The sequence below is a fragment of the Parapedobacter composti genome, assembly GCF_900112315.1.
Taxonomy (GTDB): Bacteria; Bacteroidota; Bacteroidia; order Sphingobacteriales; family Sphingobacteriaceae; genus Parapedobacter; species Parapedobacter composti.
The window spans coordinates 22,974-47,075 of sequence record NZ_FOLL01000021.1 but is presented as its reverse complement, the minus strand read 5'-3'; the positions used below and the strand labels follow the sequence as shown (position 1 = coordinate 47,075).

Sequence of the window (24,102 nt, the reverse complement as noted above, 5' to 3'; positions counted from 1 at the left end):
GGGTAAAGATCCAGGAGAACTGATGATCCAGTTATTTTCTGGATGGAATTTGAACCGGGGGACTAAGGGATATTTTACTTTGAGCAGCTCACGCCTTAGCCGGATAAGTCAACCATCGGACGTTTCCGCAATGCCAATGTGCGCCTGCTGTAATTGATGACCCCGCCATACCTGGTAAGGATATCACCTCCAACTACGCCTATCACCGGTTCAATATCGAGTTGCTGATAGGCATAGTTTATGGTGGAAAGGTCCAGTACGGCCACGTCATAGCCAGTCAGTTGAAGTGCGCCGATTTGGAGGTCCGGAACACGCAGGATGAAGCTTTGCATGGATGTTGTGCCCAACCCGGTTGATACCATATCGGTATGCTGCAGCACCATGTCTTCGTGGAGGTAAGCTTCCACGATACCCTTGTCAAATACGGTTTTGGAGGCTCCGGTGTCCAGTACGGCTTTGAATGACTTACCAAAAACAATGACTTCCAGCAATAAGTGGAAGCCATCGTCTTGCAAGTTGAGCAAGGTAAGGGGAACGTATACCATCAGTTACAGTGCCCCTATCTCCTTCAATACATTATTCATGTTACGTACGGCATCGGCACTCTTGGCAAATGCCGCTTTTTCTTCTTCATCGAGCGGCAAATCAAGGATGCGTTCCCAGCCGGTTTTGCCGAGGACAACCGGTACACCCAGGTTGATGTCGTGCTGCCCATATTCGCCTTCCAGGTAAACGGAGGCCGTGAAGAGTTTTTTCTGATCGCGTATAATGCTTTCTACCACCGCTGCGCTGGACGCCCCTGGGGCGTACCAGGCTGATGTACCGATGAGTTTGGTGAGTGTTGCCCCCCCAACCATGGTATCAGCAACGATTTGCTGCTGTTCTTCGGCCGATAGAAACTGGGTGACAGGCACGCTGTTCCAGGTAGCGTGTTTGATGAGCGGTATCATCGTGGTGTCGCCATGTCCGCCGATGACGATGGCGTTGAGATCGGCCGGCGAAGCGCCGAGACGCAGGCTCAGTTGGTATCTAAAGCGGGAAGAATCCAGCGTCCCACCCATGCCGATAATCCGGTGTTTGGGAAGTCCGGTCGCCTTGAGTGCCAGATAGGTCATGGTATCCATCGGATTGGAAACCACCACTAGAATGACTTCCGGGGAATGTTTCAACAGGTTTTCCGCAACGTTCCGCACAATATTGGCATTGGTGCCGATAAGCTCTTCCCGGGTCATGCCGGGCTTGCGCGGTATGCCCGAGGTAATCACAGCTACGGCCGAACCGGCGGTTTGGGCGTAGTCGTTGGTTACCCCAATGATTTTTGAGTCAAAACCCAGCAAAGCAGCCGTTTGTGACATGTCTTGGGCTTTACCTTCGGCCAGGCCTTCCTTGATGTCCAGTAAAACAACTTCTTCTGCGAGTTCCTTGCGGACAATGTTGTCAGCAGTAGTGGCGCCTACCGCACCGGCACCTACGACAGTTATCTTCATAAATTTTACGTTATTTAGTTTAACACTGTATTCGTCGAACGTAGCTAAGTTAATAAATTAAAACGGATATCCGATAGCCAAGCTGAACACGAGGTTGCGCCGGCGCCAGTCAGAATCCCGGAAATTGATTTCATCGAATACCCAACGTTCTCCTGCCGGACGATAGGGGATTCGCAATGGCATGGCCAAATCCGTACGTAACACCAAAAACGAAAGGTCGAACCGCAGGCCTGCGCCAGCACCTACTGCGATTTCCCTGATGAAGTTGCGGCTGAATTGTGCACCAGGTTTATTGGGGTCGGGATTTTGCAACCAAATGTTCCCTGCATCAACAAACAGCGCCCAATGGACGATACTGGCCAGCTTGGCGCGGTATTCGGTGTTGAATTCCAGCTTAATATCGCCGGTCTGATCAGCAAAAAAGTTATCTTCTCCATAGAATTCGGGAGTATAGGAGCCGGGGCCTAACGTCCTGGCCCGGAAAGCCCGCAAACCATTGGGGCCACCCATGAAAAATTGCTTTACATACGGCAGTATGGTTGAATTGCCATACGAATAACCGAACCCGGCCATGGCGCGAGAGGCAAGCGTGGCGTTTTGGGTTAGCTTCATGTAATGCCTGAAATCCAAATCCAATTTGATGTACTGGGAAAAATTGGCGTTGAAAATTTGGTATTGCCGACCCTCCCGCGCGTTGGCTCCGCGAATTATACCGTATAGGTTGGCGGAAAGGTCCAATCCGCCCCTGAAATATACGGTATGTTTGCGCTCAGTACGCATGGTGTTCGTATACGTAAAATTATAGATCGGACCAAAAGTAAACGTGGGTTCAATGGCATGCCGCAGGGGCGGTATGGTATCTAACATGGCCTGATAAGAATCGGTGATATTGCGGGGCTGTACGTAAGCCACTTCCAGTACTTTCAAATCATGTTCCTTCTCAATGTTTTCTTTCCAGAGATATCCAAAGGAAAACCGCATGGAGTTTAAGCTATAAGCGGTCCGCCTGTTTAGGAATTCATATCCCGTTCTGAAGACGGTATGGGGCGTGTATCTTCGCGTAGGTTGCCAGTCGAATGGGGCGATTAACCGCGGGAACGACAAGCTGGCTTCCAGACCATAGCGGTAAAAACTTGAATTGAGGTTTACATTGCCCCCGGTTTGGGTTTCAAAGCCACCGTAAACGGTAAAGGTGAGTAATTCCCCGCTCCGGAAAGCGTTGCGGTGTTGCCAATTCACATTGAGTTCCGAGCCATAGTATACGGCCGCCGTTTTGCCGAGAAGCTCCGTCCGCAGCGCTTTTTTGGGCATAGGGGTGAGGTAATAGTGCACATCCAGTTTATTGGAATCGGCATCCACAAACTCATTCCGCACAAACCGGAAATTGCCCATGCCCACTAATTGGCTGATGGTCCGGTTATGGTCTTCGCGGGTGTATAGTTCGCCCGGCTGGAAAAACATCAACCGGGCCAGCGAAAACCTGCGGAACGTCCGATCAGGATCGACAAAATAGTACTGTCCGCGGTAAAGCTCTGCATTCTTGGGGCTGGCCCGCTGGTAGCCGCCCGAGGTGAGCGTGTAATCGGGATAGATATAAATATTGTTGATGGTATAGGGCTTCTGGGCCTTTTGGGGAGTTTCTTCTTTTGCTTTGAGATATAGATCGACCTGATGGTTACCTGAGGTGCTATCCACTTCGATAATGAGGTGATCAGGATTGAAATAGTAATATCCCTTGTTTTTCAGCTCATTGTCAATCCGCTCCCTTTCGGCAATGATATTGTCCAGGTTGTAAGGCCTCCCTACCTGTAACAGCGATCCGGGCTGCGTTGACTTGATGGCCTTGCCCAATGCACTGCTGTCCACATCAAAAGTCACCGATTTAATCCGGTAGATGATGTGGGGTGTGGCAGTGTATGTTACCGTAGCTTTCCGGTTATCAACGGTGGTGTCTGATGTCACTTCAGCCTGGAAAAACCCCACGTTTTCGAGGCGGTTTCGAAGTAAGTTCTCATTGTATTCGCGGTTTACGTCGCTTAACAATACCGGAGGTTCACCTACCTTGTTTTTCAGCCAATTCCGGAAGCCCTTATCGCTTTTGGGCTCCCCGGCGATATTATAGAGGTAAAGTTGCGGCCGCATACCCAAAATGGTGGTGTTGGGCTTGGGGCGGAGCAACGCTTCAAGGTTTTCTGTCAACGGCTCGATGTACCGTTCCGGTATGGTGTCGGTATTGATGGCAACTTCACCCTTGACATACAGGTTTTCGCCTTCTGGCAGGTATTTGAGGTTGCTGCAGGAGGTAAGACAGAAAATGACCGCTATTGTTATGATATAATAGATGACCCGGGGCTTATTGTTCATCGGTACTCCTTTCTTCCTCGGCGTTGGCTTCTTTTCGTCCATAGTATACAGCACCGTTTCTCCGTGCGGTATCGGCAGGTGGTGTTTGGTCGTCCTTGCGGTCGGCTTGCACGTTATCGGCTTGCTTATCCTGTTGGCGCCGCCTTTGCTGCATCCTTTTCCGGAATTCAGGATCGTGTGTTTCCAAGCTGTCCAAGATTACTTTCCGCACGCTGTCGCGGTACACGCTGTCGGTTTTCATGCGTTCCACATCCCACCGCTGCCTGAACCGCCGGCTGTCTGTGTTGAATTCATCGGCCTGGCGGTTGGCACGCCGGAAAATTTCCCGGAATTCATCATAGTCCATATTGACAATAAAGCCAACTCCCGTTTCCACAAACTGCCCTTGCAGGGTCACTTGGTACTGGTTCTTGCGGTAGGCCCGCAGGAAATACCGTCCATCTTCAGTAAGCTGGTAATCTACCGAAATGTCGCCCGCAATATTGGTGGTCTGTTCACCGGGCCGGGCGTTGCCTTCCAGCTCGAAGTTCGAACCGACGGTCACCCGCAGCCTGTCGTCGAACAGCATTTTGGAAACACCTACATTGAGGTCGGTGCGGTTCTGTCCGGAGCCCGTGGTATAGTCTTCTTCAGACTGGAGGTTGAAATCCAGTTCCACCCCTTTTATCAGGTCGCCGGCCAGGCGGTTAAGCTGGGCGCTGAGCAGAGAGCTCACACTGTTCCGTGCGATGGCTTCCGCACCGCCGCCGCCGGATAAGCTTTCAAATGGATTGGCTGCCATGAAGCGGCCCAGTACGATTAGGGCAAAAACCTGCTTATTCATTTCCGACTCGTTCTCGCGCAATTGGGTAAGTCCGGTGTTGACCTTGCTCGCCACGTCTTGTGATATCATCGCGTTATCTTCATCCAGATCGATATCAAAACGTAACCTCGGCTGGAAGAGTTGTTCGGTGATGTGGAGGTTTACGTCAAAAGGCACCCGTTGCTTATACAGGTTCGGCTGCTCCGCGCCGATTTGGTTCTGCACCAGTTCAAGTGTAGGTGCTTTCAACTTGTATACGGCCGTGATGTCCATGCGGGCATCCATCGGATCGCCGGACCACGTGAGGGTGCTGCCCTGCCTGAACTGGAATACCCGTTTCACCGGACCGAAAGAGAAGGAGTAATTCCCCGTCTCAACGGTATAGGTGCCCGTAAGCGTAATGTCTCCGGCAGGATTCATGCCAGCGTTCAGTTCTGCTTCTCCTTGTATGGTGAGGGCATCCTCGCTGCCGGGATCGATGACAACCGTGAAAACCGCTTCCTTATCGGTCACTATATTTACGGAGAGGTTGATGCCTGCCAATTCGGTATGGGTAAGCGAGTCGACCTTGGCAAAAACATTCGCACGGGCCGTGTCACTCCGGTTGACGAAGCGGACGATGCCTTGGCGATCCACCATGCCCGGATCGTCGTTGGGCAATACAAAGGTCACGTTGGTCGCTTCGTTAACCTGCAGCGTACCGCTTACGTCGGGGCTGTCCATATTACCCCGGATGCGGAGGTTGCTGGAAACAAACAGTTGCCCGTAGTACATGTCGTTGTCTTGCTGTGTCGAGTTGAGCACTTGGAAATCATTCGCAACAAGGGTGAGCCCGAAAGCAAAGTCGGTATACGTGGTCGTATTTATGGTGCCACTGAGTATCGCCGTGTTTCCTTTTCCGTCTTGCAACCGGAATTGATTGAAACGAAGGCCCTTGTCATTAAATGCGATACGCTGCTTGTCGATGTTGAATGTGGCATTGAGCATGGCAACGTTGAGGGAAGCGTTGTCAAAGTCAAGCGCGCCGTTGATACGTGGGGCACTGGTTGTTCCGGTGATGTCGAGCTTGCCGTTGATGGCACCGGCGGTATTGCGGAGGTAGCCCAGGCTGAACGCTTCCAGGGTGTGCATCGAAAGCGGTGAAAGGTTCAGTTCAAAATCCAGTTGGGCGGTCTCGTTGGGGGGACTGATATAGTCGCCGACGAGGCTAACTTCGTTGCCGTTGCCGGTAATGCGGATGTCGGCAGCAAAGACATTCTCCCGTTCATTGTTTACCTTTAGGGCAATATTGCCTACGGTGTCATTACCGAAGTAAAAGCGATCAATGGTGATGTCAGAAACGAATACCGGCGATGTCTCCAGCCGTGAAACGGTAGCCGTTCCGTTAATGCCTCCGCCCATATTAAGGAGCTCGCTCTCCAGCATCTTGCTGAAGGTTTCTATCCTGAAGTTCTTGAATGATAAGTCAATGGGGGCGTTCAGCGTTGAGTCGCGCGACTGCAGGGACATTTCCTGGCCATTGTTGTTCAGCACGAATTGGCGGGTGCTGATACCGTCTTTGCCGAATGATATGGTGTTTTCGGGGTGGACTTGCCATTGCTCATAATTCAGCATAAGTCCGTCTTCGAGCAGGCTGAACAGAAAATTACCTGCGTCTACGCGAAGTGCCATCCCCAGGTGATAGCGCTCTTTGTCGGCCTTATCTTTAATCCATAAACCGAAATCCAGTTGGTTTTTGACGACTGTGCCACTGAGCAACGTGTTGATCAATTCCACGTTCCCCATCCCGATTCTGTCAATGAGCGCATTATAATACAGGGTACTGTCGTATGTGTTGATATCGATGCCCACGTTGTTCACGGTCGTTCCGGCGTAAACAATGCGTGGGGCGGTTCCCTTAACCAGCAGCAACTGGTCTTCACTGTTAAACGAACCGTCTATGGTAACGTCTTCCATTTCGGTCAGATCGGGCAGCAATCCGCGGATAAGGCGCGACCGGGTGAACACGGCGCTGAAGTCAAACCGCTGTGGCGAATACGTATACACCTGGGCTACGGAATCCGGTTGGTAGTACACGTCGATGATATCCTGTATGGAAGCATTGAGTTCGCTGAGTTTGAAACTGCCCACGATGTGGGCATTCAAGAATTCAGATTGCAATTGCAGTAAGGTAGCGGTGTCCCGGGCCACGGCGCGGAACCGCACGGTATCCAGCGTAAACCGTTCATCGTTAAAGGCAATCGAAGAGTTAACGATGTCAACGGTACCGTTCAGGTAGTCGATGTCAGCCGTTTCCAAATCAGCCACCAAACGGCCATGATAACGCAGTTCATCCTCCATCAGCCCCAGGTTTTTAAGGTTGACACTGTCGATCATCAGGTTTACGTTTACCTTAGGGTATCGGCCGCGCATGTCGGCATGACCGTCCAGGTTGAAGTCAATGTTCGGATCATCACTTGCTACGGTGGCCGTGATGTCGCCGCTCTTGGCGGCAATGTTCATGCCGATATCGGTGTATGCATACCCCATGGCTTCCAAGCGTATCAGTTTACCATCGATGTCGGCCACAGCGGTTGCCGGATCCAGTCCGCTGCCCTTGGCATGTGCGGCAAAGGATACCTTACCCAGCACGGAATCCATCTTCATCAACTGCCCCACATCAACCTCCATGATGCTCACCCGGGCGTCGTATATGGTATCGCGGCCGTTTATGCGATAATCGGCATCCACATTGGCATTACCCATGGAAGTGTTCAGTTGCATGTCGGTACGGAAGCCGTTGAGTCCGCCGTTGAACGTGCCGGCAAGCCGGATGTCCGCCGGAAAATTGAGGCTGTCCGGAAGCAGGGTGGGGGATATTAACCGATCGAGGTCTGTTTTCCCGGTAGCCAGCTCCTGTAAGTCCAGATCAATGGCCAGCTTATCCATGTCGGGCAAGCCCCTGATGTGTGCGCGGGCGGCAAGCCGGGTTCTGTCCAATGTGCGTAATTCCAGGTTAGGGATCCGGAGGTCGGCTAAACGGCCGTTAACCACGGCGTGGATATGGAATGTGTGCGGCCAGAGCGGTTTCATGATTTCCATGGTATCCAGATCAGGCACGAAGTACCTGACATCTTCCATGCCCAGATGGCTTCTCTTTATATCGGCGGATACCTGTATGCTGCCCAACTGTTCGGTAATGGTTTCCAGCGATGGGTAGGAAACCTTGATGTAGTCGCGGATGAGCGTATGGGGCGTTTCTGCATACAGATCCTTCAATTCAGCCCCTTGGTTGGTATACACAAAGTTGGCTTGCAGCCGGTTTAGCGAAAAGCCGCTGTGGTCGTTGGCTTTTAGTCCCTCCAGGTTGCCGCGGATGGTGTCGGCAGAATAATAGAGGTTGGATAATTTTCCTTCCAGTCCGGTGATGCCGATGTTGCCGTAGTCAAACCCCTTGGCGATGCGCGGCTGGTTGGCATCTTCATACGCGAAAGCCGTATTGGCTATCCGGATAGCGGCCGCCCGCACACGCCAGTTGACCGGCTCACCGGACATGGTATCCACGGTGGGGGTGGCAGGTGGCGCTGTCTGGCCGAAAAAGATGCGCGAATCAGATCCATCCAGGTCAATCTCCCGGATATCCACAACCTCGCCGTTGAGATCAAGTTTGTTTAGCCTCGCCAGCAGCTTGTCTATCTTAAACCGCATATCCGTAGCGCTGGCTTCATCGGCATAGGCAAAGTCTATGGCTGTCAGGTTGAGTGTCTTGAAATCCAAATCGGGCAATAATGAGGTTTCGGCGGTGTCCGTTAAGCCGAAGTCTTCTGCGTCGGGTGCTTCTTCGGGTTGCGCCACAGCCCATTGCCGGATTGATGCTTGCAGTCCATTTAAGTTAATCCGCGGCAGACTGAATCGCATATTGCCTTGTAGATCAAACGTTTCAATCCGCGTGTCAAGATGGTTAAGGTTTATCGAGGCCCCCATACCGACGACTTCGTCGTGGTAAAGGAAACGGATGCGGTCAAGGTTTACCCGGTCGATGTTGAATTTCAGGGGAGCACTGCTGTCCGGCGGCGGGGGTTCCTGCTGTTCGCTTACGAACGCCTTGATGATGTAATCGAAATTGAAGGCACTGTCTGGTAGGGTGCGATCTATCTTGGCGGTGATACCCTGCAGGTCTATCCGTTGGATTTCCACGGTGTTCCGCAGCAATTTAAGCATGCTGATGTCTACGCGGAGTTTTTCACCCGCAACCAGCGTGTCTCCGGACTGATCTTCGAAATAAATACCTTCCAGAACGAGCATCTTCGGCAAATCCAAACTGACATACCCGATACGCACGGGTGTGTTTATTTTGTTTTCAAGGTAGGTGGTTACTTGTTTGACGATATAATTTTGAACAGCAGGAATGCGGATCAAGACGAAAATGAGCAACACGAGTCCGATGATGCTCCCGATGATCCAAAGGAGTGTTTTAATTGCTATCCGGCCGAATCTGTTCAACGTGTTTTGTATGCGTTATAATCCCTTTACGATAAACATAAATGCCTTCCAAAAGGTTTAGCGAAGATGCTTAAAACTTTTCAGATTCAGAAAAGCAAAATAAATTGACTATCTTGCGCTTTCTTTGCGGCGCTTTATTTCCGGCCTGCCCCCATTAGCCGGCGCTCCGCACCAAGGGGGAACGGGCACTTGAAAGAAGAAAGCGAGTTAGCCATGTTTGATCATTAATATAACATCCGATGAAGGAAAGCAAACCCGCAACGATTAAGGAGATTGCCAGGCGGCTCAAGCTATCACCGTCTACGGTTTCCAGGGCGCTGAACGACCATCCGAGTATCGGGTTGGTTACGACCGAGCGGGTAAAGCGGCTGGCTGCCGAGCTGAACTACGAACCCAACCAAACAGCGATTTTCTTCAAGCAACGGAAAACGTTTACCGTGGGCGTGGTATTGCCCAGTCTGTCGGAGCCTTTTTTTTCTGCGGCTATCAGCGAAATCGAGAACGTTGCCAATGAAAAGCGCTATACCGTTATCATGGGGCAGTCGCTTGACGACCCCGACCGGGAACTGCGCATTCTGCAGACATTGAAGACCCATCGTGTAGACGGTGTCTTGATGTCCATCGGAAAAAACACGCAAGACTATCGCTTTATTGAGCTGTTGGAGGGGGCAGGTATCCCGATAGTGTTTTTTGATTGCGTGCCGGATTTGGGAGATGTCAACAAGGTGGTAAGTGATCTGGAATCGGGGATGCTGGAAGCCATTGACGTCTTCGTGTCCTGCGGCCATCATGCTATCGCCCTGATCAATGGGCCGGCGCTGCTTCCGGCGAGTGCTGAGCGAAAGAAAGCATATATCAAGGGGCTGAATCAGCATGGTATCCCGGTCAAGGACGAGTATATCGTCAATACCGATTTAACGCCGGAAGGCAACGAGGCGGCTATCTTGCAATTGCTTTCACTGCCCCATAGGCCTTCTGCCGTGGTGTCCTTTAATGATTACGTAGCCCTGGATGTGATGAAAGCCGTGCGCCAGAAAGGGCTGGCGCTTAATCAGGATATCCATTTTATCAGTTACGCGAATTATCCGTTGTGGAAATACATGGAAAACCCGCCCATGGCCTCTATTGAACAGTTTCCCGGCGAGCAGGGAAAGAAAGCGGCATCTTTGTTGTTTGAGTTGATCGACGCCAAAGAGCGGTCAAAGCCTGTACACGTGGTGTTTAAATCGCGGCTGATTAGCCAAGGATAAACATACGGCTTTTCCCTGCTTACTCGCTCAGGAAAGCCGATACTACTTCGGACTCCTGCTTTTTGGGTTCAACGCGGGATTTATCTGCCGCATGGGACGAAATAACCGTGTATGCGTTACCGATGTCAAGCCCTACCGCGCGTTCGATGTGGTTCGGGCCGCACCATAAGGCCGAACGCAGGTAGTACCCGATGGACGCACAGTTATCTGCGCCTTCAGGTACGATGATATCAAGCACACCATCAAATTCCTCCTTGAAGTGGTTCACCAATTCCGGGTAAAGCGCACCCCCGCCCACCAGGTACATGCGGTTTGCTTTTTCGAAATCCGTGTCCGTAAAGGCCTTCCGCATTGCCGGAGACAGGATTTCGTTGTAATAGCTTGTCAGATGCGAGCTCCGTGCATTCAACAGGTTCAGTCGTTTACGCCCGATGACAATATCGCCCCGCTGAAAACTCTGATTGATCATGTGCTCGTTTTTCATGGAGAGGTAATAATTGGCGCTCAGCTCATCATGGAGGGTATTCACGGCATGGCGCAGGCCAGGTACACTCACGCATGTACGTGCGATGGGGCCGTCTGCGGTGCTCAACGCGGTTTCACAGGTTCCGTAGCCCAGGCTCACGATGAAGAAATTGCCTTCGTCTGAAATGGTACCCTTGCGGATGGCGTTGATGCATCCCATTATTTCCGGGATAACTTCGAGGTGCGAAATCGTCAGTTGCACGCGGCTGCGTCCCCCGGCATTCAGCGTATCACTGTTGTATTCAATCATCACATCGCGCACAGCGAAAAACTTCTCGGCCTGTTGTTTGAACAGTTCGTATACTGCCGAGGGAAACCCTGTGGTCAGCACCAGTTCGCCGGATCTGGCACCTGACGCCAGCAATAGGCCGGCCTTGGCCAGCAGTTGGTAATCAAGGTCTGCCGGAGAACTGTTGATGTTACGGTAGGGGGCTACGCCTTGGCTGAGGGCGAGGTCGCCAACCAAGAAACCTGCGCTCCCTTCGAAAAGCTGGATACGTTTGTCCAGTGCGGACGTGAGTTGGGTCATGGGCTTATCATGCCGCTCGATGACACTGGGAATGCTGGTGAAAGTTATATTCATGGCTTTTTAGGAATGGTCATACCCTGCAAATATAAGGATTGTTCCGGTTTAGGGAAATTTCGTTGCGCGGTTTACGCATTACTTTTTTGTTAAGTTTTATTGGTTGGTGGTTGATTTAAAGAAAAACCGCGGGCAATCGCCCGCGGTCTATCTTAAAGACTATTTATCATTTTACAGATGAATCACTTCGCCGTAAGCGTCAGCGGCAGCTTCCATGACGGCTTCACTCATGGTTGGGTGCGGATGCACGGTTTTGATGATTTCATGGCCGGTGGTTTCGAGTTTGCGTGCTACCACCACTTCGGCAATCATTTCCGTTACATTGGCACCAATCATATGCGCGCCAAGGAATTCGCCGTATTTCGCGTCAAAAATAACTTTCACAAAGCCGTCTTTTGCTCCGGCGGCGCTGGCTTTGCCCGAAGCGGAAAAAGGAAATTTACCTACCTTTATTTCATATCCTGCTTCCTTGGCCGCTTTTTCGGTGTAACCCACGGATGCGATTTCGGGCGAGCAGTATGTGCAACCCGGGATGTTGTTGTAGTCAATCGGGGAAACTTCCAGGCCCTTGATTTTTTCCACGCAGGTGATGCCTTCAGCAGAAGCGACATGGGCAAGTGCCTGTCCTTTCACGATATCACCGATGGCGTATACACCCTGAATATTGGTCCGGTAGAAATCGTCTACCACCACGCGGCCTTTGTCTGTCTTGACGCCTACTTCCTCCAGTCCGATGTTTTCGATGTTCGGCGTGATGCCCACAGCGGATAATACCGTTTCGGCTTCGATGGTTTCAGTCCCTTTGGCCGTTTTGATCTGTACTTTGTTCAGCTTTCCTGAAGTGTCCACGGATTGTACTTCGGCACCGGTAAGGATGGTGATGCCGGCCTTTTTAAGGCTGCGCTCCAATTGTTTGGATATTTCTTCATCTTCCACGGGAACAATGCGATCCAGGTATTCAACGATGGTCACTTTGGTACCTATGGCGTTGTAAAAATATGCAAACTCTACACCGATGGCGCCTGATCCGACCACCACAAGTGATTCGGGTTGTTTTTCCAGGCTCATCGCTTGGCGGTAGCCGATAATGCGTTTACCGTCTTGCTTCAGGCTGGGCAGTTCACGTGAGCGTGCGCCTGTAGCCAGTATCGTGTGTTTGGCAGTATATTCCTTCGTAGCTCCTTCAGCATCCTTCACTTCCACTTTTCCGCCTTTCTTGATTTTGGCGGTGCCCATGATCACGTCAATCTTATTCTTTTTCATCAAGAACTGGATGCCCTTGCTCATGCCCTCGGCCACGCCGCGGCTGCGTTTGATGATGGCGCCGAAATCGGCTTCACCACCGTTTACTTTGATACCATAATCTTCGGCATGGTTGAGGTATTCGAAGACCTGGGCGCTCTTCAGCAACGCTTTGGTGGGAATGCATCCCCAGTTTAAGCAGATGCCGCCCAGGGATTCCCGTTCCACGATGGCGGTTTTAAAACCGAGCTGGGAAGCCCTGATAGCCGCAACATAGCCGCCTGGTCCGCTCCCGATTACAATGATGTCGTAATTCATAAACGTATTATTTCATTCGTAGTAAATAATTCTCCTTTTGTGAATTCGCGCCTGCTTGCATGAAGCCGCGCCGTTGTGCCTTTCGCACATTGTTTTGCCAAGCCGCAAATGCAGCGGCTACAAACTTACATAAAATTTTCATCGGGATTAAATTTGTTCTTCATCAGCAATGAAGGGTGCTTCACAGGGGGGCTTGGTTCTACGCCTGGCGCACGTGATGCGCGTCCACATCCGCTGAAATCACGTCACATTTCAGTCAAACCCTTGGTTGCCGATATCCATTGTGTCCTTATTTGCCTATTTTGGTCCGCAAATCCGTAATCATGAGCAATACGAAACGAACATTGAAGCAATTTTGCAATGTAGCCCTGATAGAGGGGATTTCCATGGTGGTGCTTGTCGCCTTCTCGGTGTTGAAACGTACCACCGATTATGAGTGGGCAGTGTTGGGGGTAACGTATGTCGGCTGGGCACACGGGCTTTTGTTTATCGCCTATGTATACCTGCTGTGGATGTGTGCAGACAGGTATAAATGGAAGTTCCGCCGGGTCGTACTGTTTTTCGTGGCGTCACTTATTCCTTTCGCTCCCTTTTTTGTGGAAAAACAACTTCGCAGGGAGCAATAGCCTATGGCCGGTTACCCGCATACGCGTAAGTGATTTCCGTTTTGCCGTGCGGTGTCGGGTTGCCATGCTCATCGAGGTTAACAAATACCAGCTTATCGATGGTCAGGATGCTTCTCCGCGTAATCTTATTGCGCACCTGACAGGTAAGCGTAATGGAGGTGCGGCCAAAATGCGTGGCGGTGATGCCCAGTTCAATGATGTCGCCTTGTTTGGCAGAACTCACAAAGTTGATTTCCGAAATAAACTTGGTAACAACGTGGGGGTTGCCCAACTGCACGATAGCATAGATAACAGCTTCTTCATCGATCCAGCGGAGCAACGTGCCGCCAAAGAGGGTGCCGTTGGGGTTGAGGTCTTCGGGTTTGACCCATTTGCGTGTGTGGAAATTCATCGTTCGTATTATCAGTAAAGTTTATCGTTCTTTTTCACTGCATAACACGGTTTATAGAGAGGTTTAAAACTGCCGTCCCTCCTCACAACAGGGGGGACGGCAGGATACCGGCTACATGTGTATGGCCCGGTTGGCCGTAGCGGCCAGCGCTGCTTCCTTGAACGCCTCGGTAAACGTCGGGTGGGCGTGGCATATCCGGGCGATATCTTCGGCAGATGCCCGGTATTCCATGGCCACGGCGGCCTCGGCAATCATATCTGCGGCACGGGGGCCGATCATGTGTACACCAAGCAACTCATCGGTGGCGGCGTCGGCCAGAACCTTGACGAAGCCGTCGGTGTCACCGCTGGCTTTGGCACGGCCGCTGGCTTTGAAGGGGAATGATCCGGTCTTGTATTTCCGTCCCTCTGATTTCAACTGTTCTTCGGTTTTCCCCACACTGGCCACTTCAGGCCAGGTGTATACCACACCGGGGATAAGGTTATAATCGATATGTGGCTTTTGCCCGGCTATCCGTTCGGCTACGAAAACGCCTTCATCTTCCGCTTTATGCGCAAGCATGGCGCCCTTAATAACATCCCCAATGGCATATACACCGGACACGGGCGTTTCCAGGTGTTCGTTTACCGGTATTTTTTTGCCACGTTCTTCAGGCGTTATGCCGATATTTTCCAGCCCCAGGCCTTCGGTATATGCGGTACGGCCAACGGCCACGATGCAGTAGTCGCCTTCCCATTTGACAGCTTCCCCTTTTGCATTTTCGGCCGTTACCGTCACTTTCTTGCCTTTAACCGTTGCACCTGTTACCTTATGGCCGAGGAAGAATTCCATGCCAAGGGATTTTTTCAATACCCGTTGCAGTTCTTTGCCCAGCGCCGCGTCCATCGTCGGGATGATCGATTTTTCATATTCCACCACAGACACCTTGGCACCCAGGCGCGCATATACCGACCCCAGTTCCAGTCCGATAACACCGCCGCCGATAACGATCAGGTGGTTGGGCACCTCCTTCAGCTCCAGGGCCTCTGTGGACGTAATGATGCGTTTCTTGTCTACCGGCAGGAACGGCAATGCCGTGGGCTTCGAGCCCGTGGCGATGATAACGTTTTTTCCGGTAATCTGTTCGGTTTTGCCATCTTCATTGGTGATTTTTATCGTGTTCTTATCAATAAAAGAACCAACACCGGTGAAGCTGTCGATTTTATTTTTTTTGAACAGGAATTCAATGCCGGCCACGTTCTGGGCGATGACATCATCCTTGCGGGCCATCAACTGCTTCATGTCAATGCTCAGATTGCTCAGGTTGATGCCATGTGTGCCGAAGTGAACGGCTGCATTGTGGTAATGTTCAGACGAGTCCAGCAATGCCTTGGAGGGAATGCATCCCACATTAAGGCAGGTGCCCCCAAAAGTTTTGTACTTTTCAACGATGGCTGTTTTCAGGCCCAGTTGTGCGCAACGGATGGCGCCCACATATCCGCCTGGCCCGCTACCGATTACGATTACGTCGTATTGCATGTGTTAAATATTGTCAGTTCGTGCTTCAAATGTACGGATAAATCCGCTTGGACGGAAAGGCTATTCATAAAAAAAGACAGCCGATCGGCTGTCCTTCTTGATATCGTGCGGCTGCTGATTATTCAGCTACGATTTTGCCGTTCATTACACCGTAGTGCCCCGGAAAACTGCAAACATAAGGATATACACCTTTTTCTTCCAGGGTAAATTCAATCACATCCGTTTCACCCGGACCCAGCAGTTTGGTATGGGCCACGATAGACGATGCAAAGGTTGCCGGAATGTATTCGGTGTCAACCGCCTTGATGGCTTCACCGCCGAACGCGGGTAGATCGGTACCCGGCTGCAGGATGACCACGTTGTGTCCCATGGATTCCTTAGGCATTTCGCCCACGTTTTTCAGTGTGAGTTTCACAGGTTGTCCTGCTTTTACCCGCAAAAGAGTCTTGTCAAACTTCATCAGGTCATTGCCTTCCAGAACGAGCTCATTGCTCACGGCAACAGTATCCAGGCCCGGTATGTCCAACGCAGGGGCTTGCTGGCCGGTTGTTTCGGTCGTGTCAGCTGTGTCTTGTTTGGTTTGGTTACCGCCACAGGCGGCAATAAACAGGGTGCCTGCAATCACCGGAACTACAAATAATTGTTTCATTACGTTTTAAAAATCTAATTATCAGGTATACTTAACTATACTTAACAGTAAAGAACTCCGTTTGTTTGTGCCTCAAAGGTAGCTGAATTTAGAAAGGAACAAAAGTGCATTTATCATCAAATTGTAATTTTAGTGTTATTTAGCCGTGGCTTTTCGTCTCGGTAAGCGTCTTAATCAGCTTATAAAGCGAAGACGGATCAAAGGGTTTGCCCACCACGGCATCGGCGCCTGCGGCATAGGCTTCCTGCTGTTCGCGGTGTAAGACCGACGCTGAAATCGAGATAACCGGCAATTCGCGTATATGCTTCCGATGATCATTGCGGATGCTGCGGATGGCGTCGAACCCGCTCATCACGGGCATGTGCGCATCCATGAGGATAAGGTTGTATACGGTATGTTCAAGTTTTTCCAGCGCTTCCTTTCCATTTTTGACCGCATCCACCGCGACTCCCCACGTATGAAGCATGTGCGTTACCATGAAGCTGTTCAACTCATTGTCTTCTGCAAGGAGAACTCGGATATCCTTTAATGGGGCCATACCCGTATAGGGCTTCTTTTCCGACATCGGGCTGGCCTCCGTGTCTTCCTCATCAAACCAGCACTGGAATACAAACTCGCTGCCTTTGCCCATTTCACTGCTGGCATGGATCTGCCCTTGATGGAGGTTTACCAGCCGCTTCACAATGGCTAAGCCCAGGCCGGTGCCGCCAAAACGCTTGGTAATGCCCTCTTCACCCTGTTCGAACGACTGGAAAATTTTATCAATGGCATTGCTGCTGATGCCGATGCCCGTATCCTTGACTGAAAACTGGATATATACCCGCTGCTTCGCCCGTTTAAGCAACTTGATCGTTAAGGTGACGCCGCCTTTTTCAGTGAATTTGATGCCGTTCGAAATCAGGTTGCTCAATATTTGGGTTAACCGGAGGGAATCTGCCAGAATGTACTTCGGCAAATGTGGGTCATGCTCGATGGTAAAGGTGATGCCCTTTTGCTCTGCTTTGTAGACAAAGAGATTTTGAAGTTCCTGAAGGATGCGGGGTAGCGACGTCTTGGCGTAGTCCAGGCGCATCTTGCCCGAGTCTATCTTTGATAGGTCCAGGATGTCGTTGATGATAAGCAGCAGTTGCTGTGAAGCGTTTTCGAGCCGGTCCAGCCATTCGGTTTGTTCTTCGTTCAGTGGCGAGCTGCGGAGCATGGTCGTAATGCCTACGATACCGTTGATTGGCGTGCGTATCTCATGGCTCATGTTCGCCAAAAAGTTCTCTTTCGATTTCCGGGCGAGGTCTGCTTCCCGTTTTGCCCTGACTAACTCGCTGTGGGAACGTTCCAGCTCGTCGTTTTTCCGTTTCAGTTCGCGCTGGATGTATACCTGCTGCATAAAGGACTTCACTTTCGCAACGGTAATGTCCGGATTCAGCGGTTTATAGAGGTAGTCAACAGCGCCGCTATGCAGTCCTTTCAGTAAGAATTTGTCTTCCTTGGAAATCGCGGTCACCATGATAACCATGATCTGCCAGGTTTTCGGATTGCTTTGCAGCAGCGAGACAAATTCGAAGCCGTTGATCTCAGGCATCTGCACATCCACCAGGGCAATGGACACATCCTGGTTCCAGCAGTAGCGTAACGCTTCATTGGGCGATGTGCTGCCCCAGATTTCGAGATTGTCGATGTCGGCCAGCAGGGCTTTTAAGCTCAGTACGTTTTCCTCTTTATCGTCTACGATAATCAGCTTCAGTTTTTCCATGGATGCGATCCGCTTGTCAGGTAGTTGTTCAATTGCTGGGCGAATTCGATGAGTTCGCCGTTGCCGAGGATAAGGTCGGCCGCGCCGAGGGCCACTGCGGCTTTGGGCATGGTGCTGATTTCGGCCTCCTCGGGGCGCTGCACAATGCATAGCCCGCCGGCGCTCCGGATGGCCTGCATGCCAAGGGCACCGTCTTGATTGGCGCCGGATAACAATATCGCTGCCGTGCCGGCGCCGTACACTTCTGCCGTACATTGCATGGTGACATCAATGGAAGGCCTGCAGAAATTCACCGGTTCGGAGATGTCCAATGAAAGACTGCGATCGGGCTCCACGAGTAAATGATACCCTGCCGGGGCAAAGTATACGGTAGCAGCTTCAATGGGTTCTTTTTCTTCGGCAACCTTTATCGCAATACGGCATTTCTCTTTCATGCTTGCTTCGATATTCGTCTCGTATTTGGCGTTCCGGTGGATAATAACCAGGACGCCCACAGGTAGATCACCGGGCAGTGTTTTCAGGATGTCAAATAAAATCTTGAAACCACCCGCAGAACATGCCAGCAACAGCACTTCGGCACGACTGAGCTTCTTTACGATATGGGAGCTTAAATTAAGCAATTTTTTGATAAATATTGTGTTTCTTATTGATCAACCTGAATTTTTCCCTAAGGTTTTCGGTTCGCAGCGTTTCTTTCGAGCCGAGGCACAGGAAGCCGAAAAGGCTTAAGCTGCCATGCAGCAAATTGAACACATGATCTTGCAATTGTTTGTTGAAATAAATGAGTACGTTCCGGCAGGTAATCAATTGAAATTCGTTGAAAATTCCGTCAGACACGAGGTTATGCATGGCAAACAGCACGTTCCGGCGGAGATGGTGGTGTATGATGGCCGCATCGTATCTCGCCGTGTAGTATTCAGAGAGCGAATCGCCGGATCCGGTCTGCAGGTAGTTGTCTGAATACTCCTTCATCTTTTTAAGGTCGATGATGCCTTGTTTGGCTTTCTTCAATACATTGGCATTGATATCCGTGCCATAGATGAATGAACGGTCGTATAAGCCTTGTTTCTTCAGAAGGATAGCCAATGAATACACTTCTTCGCCGGTGGAGCAGCCGGCACTCCATACCTTGATATGCGGAAATGTAGCCAAATAGGGGAATACCTCTTCCCGTAATACTTTGTAGAAAGCCGGATCGCGGAACATTTCGGTGACGTTGACCGTCACCTCCATGAGCAGGTTGTTGAAAAAGCCAGGGGTATTGATAAGGTTGTCTTTGACGCCGGAGACATCAAGCTGGTATAGATCCATAATACGTGAAATACGCCGTTTCAACGATGCACGGGAATATCCGCTCAGGTCAAATCCGTGGATGCGGTTGATCAGTTCAATGAGTTCTTCAAGGCTTTCAAACGATATGCTCATCACCGATTGCGTATTAACTTAGCCAAACCCGTATCAGCGACAGCAGCCTGTTCACATCCACCGGCTTGGCAATGTAGTCGTTGGCACCGGCTTCCAGTACTCGCTGCCGGTCGCCCAGCATGGACTTTGCCGTAACCGCGATAATGGGCAGCTTGGCAAACCGCTTCGTGCTCCTTATTTTCTGGATCGCCTCGTAGCCGTCCATCTCCGGCATCATGACGTCCATAAGTACCAAATCAATCTCCGGGTATTTCTCAAGCATGTCCAGTGCCTCCCTGCCATTGCAGGCAACTTCTACCTGAAGATTATGTGAAGCAAATACAGTGCTAAGCGCAAATACATTGCGCATATCATCGTCTGCCAGTAGAATGCGCTTGCCCTCCAGCGTGGCGTCTAACCTCAATTCCTTCTGTTCCGTTAAATCCTGCCCGTGCAAAAGGCGGGCGGATGGCCTGGTATTTTTGACTTTATGAATAAACAGGTTTACTTCGTCAAGGACACGGCTGTTTGATTTATCAGACTTTACGACCATTGTTTGGGTATGGTGCTGTATGCGTGCCGTCATTTCGGGGTCGAGTTGCGTGGCTGTGTTGATGATGACGGGTGTCTCGGCATACCGCGGATTACTTTTGATCTCATCAAGGAGGTCCAGGCCGCATTTATCAGGCAGGTTGATGTCTAAAATGAAGGCGTCGAACTGCGCCCCCGATTCCAGTAAACGGGTGACTTCCGCACTTGTGAATGCTTGCGTTACGTGTACACCAATCTCGATTAGTCCCTTTTTTAGGTGGTCGCTCTGGATTTTATGGTCTTCGATAAGTAATACTTTCTTCAATAACGTGTTGGTCATCTTGTGCAATTGGCTGAAGGTATCTTCAAGCGACTGTTTGTCTACAGGCTTTTTGAGGAAGCCTACGGCCACTTTTTCGATTTCCTGTGGGGCAGGGCGGGTAGCCGACATCAAATGCACGGGTATGTCTTTGGTATCGGGATTGTTCCTCAGCTTTTTCAGTACGGTCCATCCATCCATCACCGGCAGCATGATGTCAAGGATGATGGCATCCGGTACATGTTCAAATGCCAGCTGCAAACCGGTATCTCCCTGATGGGCTACCAGCGTGTTAAACCCGCGTTCGCGGGCATACCCTTCGAGTATTTCTGCGAAATGCTGGTCATCTTCGATGATCAGTAGCTGTTTTGAGCTTGTTTGGTCGGGCCGTGCAATTGCAGGAGGAAGCTCATTCACACGGCTTTCTTTTTCCGCCGCCGATATCGGTGCCCCCTGCGCGGCCGGGCTTAATGGCAACAGGAAGGTAAAGGTGCTGCCCTTGCCTTCTTCGCTGACTACTTCAATCGTCCCGCCGAGCATAGAAGCCAGTTCCCGGCATATCGATAACCCCAGCCCTGTGCCGCCGAACTTCCGGTTGGTGGAACCATCGGCTTGTTTGAAAGCATCGAAAATCAATGTTTGTTTTTCTTCGGGAATGCCGACACCCGTGTCGGTTACGGAAAAGGCGATCGTGTCCGGCCCGGCAGGGCCTATTATCAGTTCCACATGACCCTCTCCGGTAAATTTGAACGCGTTGGACAGCAGGTTTTTCAACACCTGCCGCAGGCGCTGCTCATCGGTGATAATCGCCGCGGGCGTACCTTCTTCGATGGTTACCCGGAAACAGAGGGATTTACTTTCGGCAACGCTATTGAACAGCTCAAGCATATCCTGCGAAATGCCGGACAGTTCGACGGATTCAAGGGTCAATTCAACATGGCCGGACTCTATCTTGGCTAAGTCGAGCACATTGTTGATAAGGTTGAGCAGATCGGTTCCGGCATGGTGGATGACCGATGCATATTTAACCTGATCGGGCAACAAATTTCCCGTTTTATTGTCTTCCAGCAATTTGGCGAGTATGAGGATGCTATTGAGGGGGGTGCGCAACTCGTGGCTCATATTGGCGAGGAACTCTGACTTATATCTGCCGGATTGCTCCAGTTCGTTCGCTTTCATGACAATGGACTGCCGGGCCTGCTCGATAGATAAGTTATGCTCTTTTAGCAATCTGGCTTTTTCTTCAAGTTCCAGGTTGGCCTGCCTGAGTTCCTCCTGCTGCACCCGCAGTTCTTCTTCAGACGCTTCCAGAAGCTGTGTCTTTTGCATCAGTTCTTCATTGGTGGTGCGCAACTCTTCCTGCTGGGCTTCCAGCTCTTCGGCCTGCTGCTGGGTTTCTTCGTAAAGCTGAGCCAATGCGGCATGTGTTCGGGCTACTTTCAATGCAACGGCCAGCATGCCTCCTGCACGGGATAGAAAATGCGTGACCGCGCCGTCCGGTTTACGGAAAAAGCCAACTTCCATCACGCCGAGCACATCGTCTTCGTAGCGGAGGGGCTGCATTACAATGGCCCGTGGCTTGTCACCGCCCAGCGCGGAAGTTACGGTAAGGTAGTTGTCTGGAATGTCTTCCATAACCTGCTGTTTCCCTGAGGCGATGCATTCACCGATCAGGCCGTTACCCTTCATGATCTTAGCGGGGATATTTCCGGTAGCGGCATACGTGCCCCGGCATAGAAAGACGTTTTCGTCGACCGTACTGCGGAGGTAAATGATCCCGATTTTTGCGTTGAGGTGCTGGCAAACCGATTGGATTGCATTGGTCGCGATTTCTCCTTCGCTAAGGCCGCCTCGGGTTTGGTGGTCTAGGGCGGCTAACCCTTTAAGCGTTTGGTTTTCGGCTTCTTTTTCTTGGCTGATCCTGCTCAGGTCGGCGTGGGCCTTGCGGACAAGGCGTTCAGCCCTGGCTTGTGCGTTAAAGGTCTTGAGGATATATCCCGCAATGGCCAGCAGAAAGCCGACTGCCAGCGCTAATCCGGCAACGGCAATGTTTTTGGTGCGGGCAATGTTGCGGTGTTGCGTTGCCAGGGTAGCTTGCTGCCCCTCCAGAAGCTGGTGCTTGAGCCGGGTGAGCCGCTGGGTGATGTATTGGCTGGTAAGCTGTATGTCGTCGGTTTGCTGCGTAGGCCCCTGGTTTTCGAGCAGTGCGCGCGCTTCAGCAATAACGGAGGGGCCAAAGCCGAGTTCTTCAAGGTGTTCCTGCAGAATGCCGAGTTGAAGGCTCACCTTAAACTGCCGGTTCTTGATGCCTTTTAGGTGACTGGAGTCGCCGTCAGCCATATAAGCCAACAGATTCATGTCGATGCGGTCGTTTTGCCTGTCTATGCTATCGATGGCTGCAATGGCTGCCACACTATGCTGCATCCAGGTCGCGGTGTGCCGGGTGGCATCGTTGAAGCGTTCGTAGCAGAAAATGGCCGTTGAAACAATCAAGACGATGGAGACAATAAATCCGGAAAACACCTGCCTCCTGAACTTCAGTTTTTTCATATGCGCCTCGCTGACATTAAAGGATAGGATGCCGTTCAAACGGTCTGGAACGGTCAAAAAGATAGCGGTAGGTATGGTGGGTTTTGTAAATAGTGCCGCCAACATACCGGGCAACGTTCATCATCTTCGGGTTGAAATCACCGATCCAGTTCATCTGCAGATCTTCATAGCGCACTTCGCTGCGATCCTGCAGCACCTTAGCGGCTGCCATAACCATGGCAGATTCGACACCTTTGCGTTGGTGTTCGGGCACTACGCCGAAAATGATGCCGAACATGGTCTTGCAGTTTTTCCGCCACCGGTTCCAGAGAAAACGGAGTTTACCGGCCAGGGTTAGCTCCCCGTTCACGTATTTGACGATAAGCTGGTTTACATCGGGAATACTCACCCAAAAGCCTATGGGACGGCCTTCGTGGTAGGCAAACCAGATGATTTTCGGATCGATTATGGCTTTCAGGCTTCGCATCAACTGACGGGCATTTTCGGGGCTTATGGGGCTTGCCCAGTTGTACTTCGCCCACGCATCATTATAGACGATACGGAAATCTTCCGCTGCCTTGTCCAATCGGCGGTGGTCGACATGACTGAACGTGTAACCTGCACCCTGTAAGGTATGCATGGCCTTTTCGCCAACTCTGCTGGACAGTTTGGTCGCTATTTCCCGGCGGTAGGTGTATTGCTTGAAATATACCTGAAAACCGTAATTTTCAAAAAGGCGCTGATAATAAGGCGGATTGTAATTGCAGCAATAGCAGGGAGGGTGAAACCCGTCCACGAGCAGCCCCCACCAGCGCTCCCGGTTGCCGAAATTGATGGGGCCGTCCATCGCTGTCAATCCACGTTCAGCGAGCCACGCTTTCGCGGTATCAAACAGTATGTTGGCTGCTTCCTGATCATCTATGCATTCGAAAAATCCGCATCCGCCGACGGGTAGTTCGCCATCTTCCTCTACTTTCCGCTCATGGAAGGCCGCAATGCGCCCGATAGGGGAGCCAGAAGGATCCATAAGCAGCCAGCGGGCGCATTCGCCATGCTGGAAGCGCGGGTTTTTATCAGGGTTGAATACCGCCAGGACATCCCGGTCAAGTGGCCTGATGTAATTTGGATCATGGCGGTACAATGGTAATGGCATGGTTAAAAATAACCGTTCGGTATTCGCGTCGAGTACAGGTATAATTTTCATCAGAATAACTTGCTTTTTAGCGGCGATGAAGTTTGCATAAATTATTCATCCTTTTTGTCTATGGCAATTTATGCAGGTTTCATTCAATTAAGCTAATATAAAATGCCCGGTCGCGTTAAAAATATGGGTTT

At 51.1% G+C, this 24,102-nt stretch carries 16 protein-coding genes; 2 read left to right on the top strand and 14 right to left on the bottom strand.

The window, feature by feature from the left end:
• Window positions 1-95: 95 nt before the first annotated feature.
• From BM030_RS17295 to BM030_RS17280, 4 genes are read right to left on the bottom strand one after another with little or no spacing between them, the layout of a single operon-like run.
• Window positions 96-545, bottom strand: a complete 450-nt coding sequence (locus BM030_RS17295) for an aspartyl protease family protein (protein WP_090974866.1) — start codon at window positions 543-545, stop codon at window positions 96-98.
• 3 nt (window positions 546-548) lie between these two features.
• Window positions 549-1,487: a malate dehydrogenase gene (mdh, locus tag BM030_RS17290; protein WP_090974865.1), complete on the bottom strand. Its 939-nt coding sequence runs from the start codon at window positions 1,485-1,487 to the stop codon at window positions 549-551.
• Window positions 1,488-1,544: 57 nt separating this feature from the next.
• Window positions 1,545-3,893 (bottom strand): translocation and assembly module lipoprotein TamL, encoded by a 2,349-nt coding sequence (gene tamL / locus BM030_RS17285; RefSeq protein ID WP_244519035.1) that lies wholly within the window; start codon window positions 3,891-3,893, stop codon window positions 1,545-1,547.
• The gene (locus BM030_RS17280) at window positions 3,841-9,135 is read right to left on the bottom strand and encodes a translocation/assembly module TamB domain-containing protein (protein WP_090974863.1); all 5,295 of its coding nucleotides are present in this window, start codon (window positions 9,133-9,135) and stop codon (window positions 3,841-3,843) included. The genes tamL and BM030_RS17280 overlap by 53 nt, the downstream gene beginning before the upstream one ends.
• A gap of 239 nt (window positions 9,136-9,374) precedes the next feature.
• Between BM030_RS17280 and BM030_RS17275 the strand changes: the two genes are divergently transcribed.
• On the top strand, window positions 9,375-10,385 hold the full coding sequence (locus BM030_RS17275) for a LacI family DNA-binding transcriptional regulator (protein ID WP_090974862.1): 1,011 nt from the start codon (window positions 9,375-9,377) through the stop codon (window positions 10,383-10,385).
• A gap of 19 nt (window positions 10,386-10,404) precedes the next feature.
• On the opposite strand, the gene BM030_RS17270 is transcribed toward BM030_RS17275, so the two are convergent.
• Together BM030_RS17270 and lpdA (BM030_RS17265) are read right to left on the bottom strand one after the other, a co-directional pair.
• Complete coding sequence (locus tag BM030_RS17270) at window positions 10,405-11,493, bottom strand: ParM/StbA family protein (protein ID WP_090974861.1); 1,089 nt, start codon at window positions 11,491-11,493, stop codon at window positions 10,405-10,407.
• Window positions 11,494-11,664: 171 nt separating this feature from the next.
• Window positions 11,665-13,053, bottom strand: coding sequence for a dihydrolipoyl dehydrogenase (gene lpdA, locus BM030_RS17265; protein ID WP_090974860.1), 1,389 nt, complete (start codon window positions 13,051-13,053; stop codon window positions 11,665-11,667).
• Between the two features lie 323 nt (window positions 13,054-13,376).
• Here lpdA (BM030_RS17265) and BM030_RS17260 point away from each other — a divergent pair, with 323 nt between their 5' ends.
• Window positions 13,377-13,679 carry a DUF3817 domain-containing protein gene (locus tag BM030_RS17260; protein WP_244519034.1) on the top strand — a complete coding sequence of 101 codons (303 nt, stop codon included), beginning with the start codon at window positions 13,377-13,379 and terminating at the stop codon, window positions 13,677-13,679.
• 1 nt (window position 13,680) lies between these two features.
• Here the strand turns inward: BM030_RS17260 and BM030_RS17255 are convergent, their stop codons facing one another.
• The 8 genes from BM030_RS17255 to BM030_RS17220 form a co-directional block, all read right to left on the bottom strand.
• Complete coding sequence (locus BM030_RS17255; protein WP_090974859.1) at window positions 13,681-14,070, bottom strand: acyl-CoA thioesterase; 390 nt, start codon at window positions 14,068-14,070, stop codon at window positions 13,681-13,683.
• Between the two features lie 111 nt (window positions 14,071-14,181).
• Window positions 14,182-15,588, bottom strand: a complete 1,407-nt coding sequence (gene lpdA, locus BM030_RS17250) for a dihydrolipoyl dehydrogenase (protein ID WP_090974858.1) — start codon at window positions 15,586-15,588, stop codon at window positions 14,182-14,184.
• A 118-nt stretch (window positions 15,589-15,706) separates the two neighbouring features.
• On the bottom strand, window positions 15,707-16,237 hold the full coding sequence (locus tag BM030_RS17245; protein ID WP_090974857.1) for a plastocyanin/azurin family copper-binding protein: 531 nt from the start codon (window positions 16,235-16,237) through the stop codon (window positions 15,707-15,709).
• Window positions 16,238-16,376: 139 nt separating this feature from the next.
• Complete coding sequence (locus BM030_RS17240) at window positions 16,377-17,984, bottom strand: response regulator (protein WP_090974856.1); 1,608 nt, start codon at window positions 17,982-17,984, stop codon at window positions 16,377-16,379.
• Window positions 17,972-18,604, bottom strand: coding sequence for a chemotaxis protein CheB (locus BM030_RS17235; protein WP_170845803.1), 633 nt, complete (start codon window positions 18,602-18,604; stop codon window positions 17,972-17,974). The genes BM030_RS17240 and BM030_RS17235 overlap by 13 nt, the downstream gene beginning before the upstream one ends.
• Complete coding sequence (locus BM030_RS17230) at window positions 18,597-19,409, bottom strand: CheR family methyltransferase (RefSeq protein WP_090974854.1); 813 nt, start codon at window positions 19,407-19,409, stop codon at window positions 18,597-18,599. Before BM030_RS17230 ends, BM030_RS17235 begins: the two co-directional genes overlap by 8 nt.
• A 13-nt stretch (window positions 19,410-19,422) precedes the next feature.
• A complete protein-coding gene (locus BM030_RS17225; protein WP_170845802.1) occupies window positions 19,423-22,788 on the bottom strand; it encodes a response regulator in 3,366 nt (1,121 codons plus the stop codon).
• A 16-nt stretch (window positions 22,789-22,804) separates the two neighbouring features.
• Window positions 22,805-23,971 (bottom strand): hypothetical protein, encoded by a 1,167-nt coding sequence (locus tag BM030_RS17220; protein ID WP_090974852.1) that lies wholly within the window; start codon window positions 23,969-23,971, stop codon window positions 22,805-22,807.
• Between the last annotated feature and the right edge of the window lie 131 nt (window positions 23,972-24,102).